The sequence below is a fragment of the Terriglobia bacterium genome (assembly GCA_020073205.1).
GTDB lineage: Bacteria > Acidobacteriota > Polarisedimenticolia > Polarisedimenticolales > JAIQFR01 > JAIQFR01.
Map to the genome: position 1 here is coordinate 1 of JAIQFR010000193.1, position 3,658 is coordinate 3,658.

Genomic DNA, 3,658 nt, shown 5'->3' on the forward strand with positions numbered 1-3,658 from the left:
AACGGCTTCCGACCGGATCCCGGGACGATCGTGGCGTTCGAGGCGCCGAGGGCGGCCGGGCCCGGAGTCCGGGTCCGCTGGGACTCCGCGGTACGCCAGGGATATCGGATTCCGCCGAATTACGACTCCATGGTGGGCAAGCTGATCGTGCACGCCGAGGACCGCCCTCGGGCGATCGAGGCGGCGAGGGGCGCGCTCGGCAGCCTGCGCATCGACGGGGTGCGGACCACCATCCCGCTCCACCGGACGATCCTGGAGCACCCCGGGTTCGTCGGCGGGGACTACGACGTCCAGTTCCTGGAGCGGAGCGGGCTCGCGCGGTGAGGGGGCCGACGTGGCCAAAGTGATCCTGGAGCCGATCGGGGAGCCGCGGGAGCGCTTCCTCCGGGACGACGTGTGGCGCGCCCAGCGCGACGCCGCCGCGGAGCGCGCGACGGTCCTCGAGGCGAAGCGCGACGCGGTGCGCGCGGGCTGGGGGCCCAAGTACGAGGCGAGGGTCCGGGAGAAAGGGAAGCTGCCGACCTGGGAGCGCCTGGAGCGGCTCAAGGACGGGGACAGCCCGGTGCTCCCCATCGGCACGCTGGTGAACTGGGGGAGGACCTTCGGCGACGACGCGAGGACTTCTCCGGGCGCGGGAGTGGTGACCGCGTTCGTTCGCGTCCACGGCCGGTGGACGGTGGCGATCGCCAACGACAACACCGTGGCGTCCGGCTCGTGGTGGCCGCGGACACCGGAGAAGATCCAGCGCGCACAGGAGGTGGCGCTCCGCCTCCGCCTCCCGGTGATCTATCTCGTGGACTCGTCCGGGCTGTTCCTTCCGGAGCAGTCGCAGACGTTCCCCGGGCGCACCGGAGCGGGCGGGATCTTCCGGATGAACGCGCTCCTCTCCTCGGCGGGGGTGCCGCAGATCGCCGGGGTTCACGGCGATTGCATCGCGGGCGGCGGCTACATGCCGATCATCAGCGACGTGGTCTACATGACCGAGCAGGCGTACATGGTGATCGCGGGCGCCGCGCTGGTGAAGGGAGGCAAGTCGCAGAAGATCACCTCGCTGTCCATCGGCGGGCCCGACGTCCACGTCCACCGGAGCCGCTGCGCCGATCACCGGGTGCCCGACGACGCCGTGCTCGTCGAGCGGCTTCGCGCCGAAGTGGCGAAGCTGCCCGGTCCGGCCTGGGCGTACTACCGATACGGGGCCGATCCGGCGCCCCCGGCGTATCCCCCGGCGGAGCTCGAGGGCCTGTTCCCGGTCGACTACCGCATGGGGTTCGACATGCGCCAGGTACTGGCGCGACTCGTCGACCACTCGCTGTTCTGGGAGGTGCTCCCCGGCGTCGGCCCCGAGATGATCTGCGGCGTGGCGAGGGTGGGCGGCCTCTACGCCGGGTTCGTCGCCAACAACCCGCTCCTGACCGACGATCCCGTGCGCCGCGACGCGAAACGCCCGGGCGGGATCCTGTACCGCGAGGGGATCGCCAAGGTCTCGCAGTTCTCCCGGGCGCTGAACGACGACGGGATCCCGATCGTCTGGCTCCAGGACATCTCGGGGTTCGACATCGGTCCCGAGGCCGAGCGGGAGGGGCTTCTCGGGTACGGATCGAGCCTGATCTACACCAACTCGACCAACGTCGTGCCGATGTTCACGGTGCTCCTGCGCAAGGCGTCGGGGGCCGGGTACTACGCGCTGTCGGGGCTTCCGTATCGGCCGTTGATCCAGCTCGCGACGCCGATGACGCGCCTCGCGGTGATGGAGGGGAAGACGCTGGCGATCGGGGCGTTCAACGCGAAGCTCGACGACCACTTCAACATCGTGGCGAAGACGCCCGAGGAGGCCGAGGAGACCCGGAGGGGAATGGACACGGTAGAGGCGCGCATCAATCGCGACATGGACCCGGTGCTGGCCGCGTCGCGCATGGACGTGGACGAGATCGTTCGGCCCGGCGAGCTCCGCCTCTGGATCGAGGCCGCCGTCGAGATGGCGTATCAGTCCACCGGCTACCGGCGGGTGAAGAACCCGAGGATCTGGTCGCTGCACGATCTGTCGGTCCTGGCGGGGTGAGGGGATGAACGAGCCGATCGTCGTGGTCGGGACGGAGCACGGCGCCGAGGGGAGGACGCGCGTGGTGTCGCCGGCCGTCGGGATCTGGACGGACCACCCGCGTCCGGGCGCCCTCCTGGGCCCCGGAAGCCGGATCGGCCTCCTCGCGCGCCTCAATCACCGCTTCGCGCTGGTCCTGCCGGACGGAGTCGAGGGGAGGGTCGCTCCGGGGCTTCCCCGCGATCGCGCTCTCGCCGTGGAGTACGGACAGTCGCTCTTCGAGCTGTCACCGGCGCACGAAGGAGAGGGCCCCCAGCTCTCCGCCGAGGAACGCGACTCCCGCCGCGCCGGAACGGGACTCCCGCCGGGAACGTGGGCGGTGCTCTCGCCCACCGACGGTGTCTTCTACCGCCGCCCTTCGCCGGCGTCTCCTCCCTTCGTCGAGCCCGGCTCGCGGGTCCACACCGGCGATCCGGTGGGCCTCGTCGAGGTGATGAAGACCTTCAACCAGATCGCGTTCGGCGGACCGGGATTCCCGGACGTGGCGGTCGTCGCCGAGATCCGCTGCGCAGACGCCGAGGAGATTCGAGCCGGTCAGATCCTGATGGTCGTGCGCTGATGGCCGATCGGAGGAGGTTCTACGACGAGCCCGACCTGTACCGGATCGAGACCCAGGTGGTCGAGACCGGGTTCGACGGCGAGCGCGCCTGGGTGCGTCTCGAGGAGACGGTCTTTTTCCCCGAAGGAGGGGGCCAGCCGGCCGACCGCGGGGCGATCGGCGGGGTGCCGGTCCTGGACGTGCAGGCCCGGGGCGAGAGGATCCTGCACTACGTCGCCCGCCCCGTTCCGCTCGGACCGGCATCGGTGGAGATCGACGGGGCCCTCCGCTTCGACCGGATGCAGCAGCACACCGCGCAGCACCTGCTCACCTCGATCCTCGCCGACCGTCACCGGCTCCCGACCACCGCGTTCCACCTGGGCGAGCGGTACACGGCGATCGAGGTGGCAGGAGCGGTTCCCCCGAAGGACCGCCTCCTCGGATTCGAAGACGAGGTCAACCTCGAGATACGGCGCGACCGGCGGGTCTCGGCCCGGTGGGTCCCGCCGCACGCCCTCGGCTCCCTTCAGATCCGGTCCCGCGGCCTTCCCGAGGGGCACTTGGGCGACGTCCGTCTGGTCGAGATCGAGACGCTCGACCTCAATACCTGCGGTGGGACCCACGTCGCGCGCCTGGGCGAGATCCAGATGCTGCGCATCGTGAACGCCGAGCCCGCACGGGGAGGCGCGCGGATCCGTTTCCTCGCCGGGGGCCGCGTGCTCGAGGAGCTGCGCGAGGCGGCGGCGGTGGAAGAGGCGGTCCAGGCGCAGATCGGCACCGCGCGCGAGGAATTCGCGGGGGTCCTCGAGGGCTGGCAGGCGGAACGGAGACGGCTCGAGCACCGGGTGAGACAGCTCGAGCGGGAGCTCGCCGAACGGATCGCCGCCGAGTTGACCGCGAGGACCGAGCCACGTCTGACGCGATTCCTGCGCTCCTGATATCCCTTCACCACGCCGTAGCTCAAGCGGAGGGTAAAGGTCGCGTCCGGGGGCTGGGTGAAGCCGCTCTGTGCAAAGCGCGCT

4 protein-coding genes and 1 pseudogene are annotated in these 3,658 nt (G+C 70.7%); 4 read left to right on the forward strand and 1 reads right to left on the reverse strand.

What is annotated here, in order from left to right; genetic code table 11:
- The 4 genes from LAO51_20220 to LAO51_20235 all read left to right on the forward strand — a co-directional run.
- The coding region (locus LAO51_20220) for an acetyl-CoA carboxylase biotin carboxylase subunit (protein MBZ5641073.1) at nt 1–324 on the forward strand (324 nt) is incomplete at its 5' end.
- A gap of 10 nt (nt 325–334) precedes the next feature.
- Nucleotides 335–2,059 carry a propionyl-CoA carboxylase gene (locus LAO51_20225; protein MBZ5641074.1) on the forward strand — a complete coding sequence of 575 codons (1,725 nt, stop codon included), beginning with the start codon at nt 335–337 and terminating at the stop codon, nt 2,057–2,059.
- 4 nt (nt 2,060–2,063) lie between these two features.
- The gene (locus tag LAO51_20230; protein MBZ5641075.1) at nt 2,064–2,657 is read left to right on the forward strand and encodes a hypothetical protein; all 594 of its coding nucleotides are present in this window, start codon (nt 2,064–2,066) and stop codon (nt 2,655–2,657) included.
- On the forward strand, nt 2,657–3,574 hold the full coding sequence (locus tag LAO51_20235; protein ID MBZ5641076.1) for an alanyl-tRNA editing protein: 918 nt from the start codon (nt 2,657–2,659) through the stop codon (nt 3,572–3,574). The genes LAO51_20230 and LAO51_20235 overlap by 1 nt, the downstream gene beginning before the upstream one ends.
- Here LAO51_20235 and LAO51_20240 read toward each other — a convergent pair.
- Nucleotides 3,565–3,658: pseudogene (locus LAO51_20240) on the reverse strand (S46 family peptidase). The gene LAO51_20235 and the pseudogene LAO51_20240 overlap by 10 nt on opposite strands.

What these genes read in the sequence shown, in the direction of transcription:
- LAO51_20230 (MBZ5641075.1), top strand. Translation starts at nt 2,064, where the DNA reads ATGAACGAGCCGATCGTCGTGGTCGGGACGGAGCACGGCGCCGAGGGG.
- LAO51_20235 (MBZ5641076.1), top strand. Translation starts at nt 2,657, where the DNA reads ATGGCCGATCGGAGGAGGTTCTACGACGAGCCCGACCTGTACCGGATC.